Consider the following 4,428-nt stretch of genomic DNA (forward strand, 5'->3'; position numbering starts at 1 on the left):
GACTGCAGTCGACAAGGCCGCCGCCGCCCCGGGTAGCATCGTGGAGGTGCTGCACTCGCTCCTGACGAGCGCGGTGGACAATCCGGTCAACGCACTCATGAAGGGCAACTTCATCGGCATCCTGGTCTGGGCCGTGGCGCTCGGCATCACCATCCGCCACGCCAGCGACACGACGCGCGTGGTATTCAATGACCTCTCCGAGAGCGTGTCGCTCATCGTCAAGGCCGTCATCCGCTTTGCGCCGCTCGGCATTTTCGGCCTTGTCGGCGCCACTTTCGCTGAAGCCGGCCTCTCCGCGCTCGTCGGTTACGCGCACCTGCTCGCGGTGCTGATCGGCTGCATGCTGTTCATTGCCCTGGTCGTCAACCCGGCCATCGTGTGGTGGAAGATCCGCCGCAATCCCTACCCGCTCGTGCTGACCTGCCTGCGCGAAAGCGGCATCACCGCCTTCTTCACACGCAGCTCGGCGGCGAACATTCCGGTCAACCTGGAACTGAGCAAGCGCCTCGGCCTGCATGAAGACACGTACTCGGTATCGATTCCGCTGGGTGCGACCATCAACATGGCCGGCGCAGCCATCACCATTACCGTGCTGACCCTGGCTGCGGTCAATACGCTCGGCATCAGCGTCGACATCCCGACCGCCATCCTGCTCAGCGTCGTCGCTTCCATTTGCGCCTGCGGCGCGTCCGGCGTGGCGGGCGGCTCACTGCTGCTCATCCCGCTCGCCTGCACCCTGTTCGGCATCAGCAACGACGTGGCAATGCAGGTAGTGGCTGTCGGCTTCATCATCGGCGTGCTTCAGGATTCGGCCGAAACCGCGCTGAACTCCTCCAGCGACGTCCTCTTCACCGCCGCGGCATGCATTGCCAACGGCGATGTGGACGCGCAGTAATCAACAGGAACACGTCATGAGCGAACACACACATCACGGCAAGCGGGACGGATTCAGTTCCGCATTCGGCGTGCTGGCCGCGACCCTCGGCTCCGCCGTCGGCCTCGGCAATATCTGGAAATTCCCCACCCTGACCGGCGCCAACGGCGGCGCCAGCTTCCTGCTGGTCTACCTGATGGCGACCCTGCTGGTCGGGTTGCCGGTCATGATCGCGGAGATCTCCATGGGCCGGAAAGCAAAGGCGAACCCGGTTTCCGCGCTGATCGCGCTCGCGCCCGCCCGCCAGCCGTGGTGGCTGATCGGCGCCGCCGGCATGCTGGCGTCGTTCCTGATCCTGTCCTTCTATTCGGAAGTCGTGGCCTGGGTGTTTGCGTATGTGCTCAAGGCGCTGTCCGGATCCATCCTGACCAGCGACCGCACGGTAACGGAAGCCGCGTTCGGCGCGCTGATCTCCGATCCGGTGCAATCCCTGGTCTGGCAGTGGGTGGTGCTGGCTTTCATGGGCGGCATCCTGCTGATGGGTGTGGCAAAGGGCATCGAGGCGCTGACCAAGAAGCTGATGCCCCTGCTGTTCCTGCTGCTGGTGCTGCTGTGCGCGGTCAGCCTGTCGCTGGACAAGGCGGCGGACGGCCTGGCCTTCCTCTTCAACCCGGACTTCAGCAAGCTGACGGCGGGCGTCGCGCTGACCGCGCTCGGTCTCGCCTTCTTCAAGCTGTCGATCGGCATGGGGACGATGATGACCTACGGGAGCTACTTCCGCGACGACCAGGACATCCCGGGCACCGCTTTCCGCGTGATGTGCGCCGACCTGTGCGTGTCGATGCTGGCCGGCATCGCGATCTTCCCGGCGGTGTTTACCTTCGGTTTCGAACCTGCCGCCGGCCCGGCGCTGGTATTCATCACCATCCCGGCGGTGTTCTCGCAGATCCCGATGGGCCAGGTGTTGATGACGGTGTTCTTCGTGCTGACCGCGATTGCCGCGACCGGCGCCACGCTGTCGCTGATGGAAGTGCCGGTGCTGATCCTGCAGGAACGCTTCGCGCTGTCGCGCCGCAAGGCCACCGCCCTGACGCTGGCGCTGCTGGCGGTGAGCGGTTCGCTGTGCGCGCTGACCAACAGCACGCTGTCCGGCTTCAAGCTGTTCGGGCTGAACCTGTTCGACCTGTTCGACTTCGTGTCGTCCAACCTGATCCTGCCGGCAGGCGGCATCTTCATCGCGCTGTTCGCGGGATGGGTATGGGGCTTCGACCGCTTCAGCCAGGCACTGTCGAATGACGGGCAACTCCGCAACGGCGCTCTGGCCCGGGTGGTGTTCTTCCTGCTGCGCTACGTGTCGCCGCTGCTCATCCTCATCGTGATGCTCAAGGGCCTGAAAGTCTTCTGACTCACCTGAGCGCGAAGTCCACCCTGCTCGGCGGCGTACTGCCTTCCTTCGCCGCCATCCTTGCCGCCGTGACAAACAGCCTGTCCGGCGGCACCTGCCCGTTCTTCTGCAGCCAGTTCTTCACCGACTGCGCGCGCTGGTTGCCGAGCGCATAGAGGTCATCCTCGTCGATCTCGGCATTGGCCATCATCAGCTTTTCCATTTCCTCGGCTGGGATGTCTTTCGGCAAGCCGAGCACGTTGCGCGGCTTGGGGAACTTTTCATCGCGGTAAGCGCGCAGCAGCAGCGCCGGATATTCCTCTCGGCTGACTGTGACGCTACCCGGTTCGACCTCCACCCCCTTGGCGCGCAGGTCGCGTATCTTGACCGCACGGACCTTGCGCTCGACCGACACATGCTTCAGCCCTTCGCGGTCGGCCTCCGGATCGACGCGGCCGCCGATGTCGAGCTTGAGGCCGGGACGGTCGGTCAGCGCCTTGGCCAGCGAGCGCAGCTTTTCTTCACCTGCGGCAGGAATCGCCGCGCGGCCCGGTTCGAAGGCCATGTTGGACAATTCGGCCCCGCCGCCGAACAGCGAGCCGAGCAGCGCGAACGGCTGCGTCACCGCCTTCACGATCGCATTGCCGATCAGCTTGAACACGATCGCACCAATGGAGAATTGCGGATCGTCGAGCGAGCCGGAAACCGGCAGGTTGATGTCGATGACGCCGTTGCGGTCGGCCAGCAGCGCGACCGCGAACTGCACCGGCAGGCTGGTGGCGGTCGGGCTCTCGACCTTTTCCCCGAAGGTCAGCTGTTCGAGTACCAGGCGGTTCTCAGCACTGAGCTTGCGGTTGTCGAGCTGGTAGCCGACCTCGAAGGAGAGCTTGCCCTTTTCGATGCCGTAGCCGACATATTTGCCGGAATACGCGGACAGCGGCGCCAGTTCCATGCCGCGCACATTGGCCTTGAGGTCGAGGAACAGGTCCCCGCGCAGCGGGTTGATGCGGCCGGCGACAGCCAGCGGCGCGTTGTTGACCTCGCCGCGCAGGTCGACGTCGGCGCGGCTGGCAGGATCGGATGACAGCCCCGACACCACGCCGCCGAAGTGTGACAGGCTGGCGGAATAGTTGGGCTTGATGAAGTTGTCGGTGAAGCGCACGCGGCCGCCCTGCAGGCTGACGCGCTTGATGGTAACCGGCGGCATGGCGGACGCCTGGGCGCCGTTGTCCTTCTTCGGCGCGGCGGGTGCATCCGCACTGCCGCGCACGATGTCCTGCAGGTTGATGCGCCCGGTCGGATCGATGATGATGCGCGCAAAGAAATCGGTGAGCGCGAGCTGGTCGACCGACACGGCCAGCGGTTCCAGGCGCACATCCACACCGCCGGCATACAGCGATTTCCAGCGCAGGAAATCGTTGCTGCCGCTTTTGTCCACCGTCGCCAGGTTCCCCAGCGTAACGTCGCCCTTGAAGCCGCCGCGCAGCTTGCCATCCTGTCCCGCGTCGAGCAGGACCTTGCCCTTGGATGACAGGTTGGCGCTGGTCGCATGCAGGTTGACCTTGTCGGTGACGAAGGGTTGCAGCGGCAGGATGTCGACGCCCTTGATGTCGAGCGCGAGGTCGGCATGCAACGGCGTCATGCCGAGCGTGCCGTTGACGGCCATCTGGCCTGACTTGTTGACCGAGGCCTTCATGTCCATCCGCGCGCGCGACGCCGGATCGGTCGACAGCCCGTCCACTGTCAGGCTGAAGGGCGCGGCGGTTGTGATGATCGGTTCCCTCGCGCCCTGGTCTTCCACGCGCAGGGACCAGTTGCCGATCGCGGTGCGCGCGACGTTGACTGCATAGCCCTTGCCTTCATCAGCGTGCTGGGGCGTTGTGCCGCTGGCGGGCGTCGCTGCGCGCGGCGCAGGCGCGAGGCGGATGACCTGGACATCGGCGCTGGCGGATGCGATTTCGGCGATGTCGATGCTCTGCTTGCGGGTGTCGACGGCGAGCTTGCGCAGTGCGAGGTCGAGCTTGCCGGCCGAGGCGCGCAGCGGCACCTGCTCATCCGCATAACGCAGCGATGCACCGCGCACTGCCAGTTCAGCGAGCGTCACCTTCAGCGCAGGCGGCCTGGATGCCTCCTGCTTGCGCGCCGGCGCCGGTGCCGCTGGCGGGGAGAG

The 4,428-nt window shown here is 65.4% G+C and carries 3 protein-coding genes; 2 read left to right on the forward strand and 1 reads right to left on the reverse strand.

What is annotated here, in order from left to right; all coding sequences use genetic code 11:
* Nucleotides 1-895: serine/threonine transporter SstT (gene sstT / locus AYR66_RS19095; RefSeq protein ID WP_088709934.1), on the forward strand; the 895-nt coding region annotated here is incomplete at its 5' end.
* Nucleotides 896-911: 16 nt separating this feature from the next.
* Nucleotides 912-2,279: a sodium-dependent transporter gene (locus AYR66_RS19100; protein ID WP_088708814.1), complete on the forward strand. Its 1,368-nt coding sequence runs from the start codon at nucleotides 912-914 to the stop codon at nucleotides 2,277-2,279.
* Nucleotide 2,280: 1 nt separating this feature from the next.
* On the opposite strand, the gene AYR66_RS19105 is transcribed toward AYR66_RS19100, so the two are convergent.
* On the reverse strand, nucleotides 2,281-4,428 hold a 2,148-nt coding region (locus AYR66_RS19105), incomplete at its 5' end, for a DUF748 domain-containing protein (RefSeq protein WP_206047224.1).

It is taken from the genome of Noviherbaspirillum denitrificans, from assembly GCF_002211445.1.
Lineage (GTDB): Bacteria > Pseudomonadota > Gammaproteobacteria > Burkholderiales > Burkholderiaceae_D > Noviherbaspirillum > Noviherbaspirillum denitrificans.

Bases quoted from the DNA above. Each gene is read 5' to 3' on its own strand.
- AYR66_RS19100 (WP_088708814.1), top strand. From the start codon at position 912: ATGAGCGAACACACACATCACGGCAAGCGGGACGGATTCAGTTCCGCA.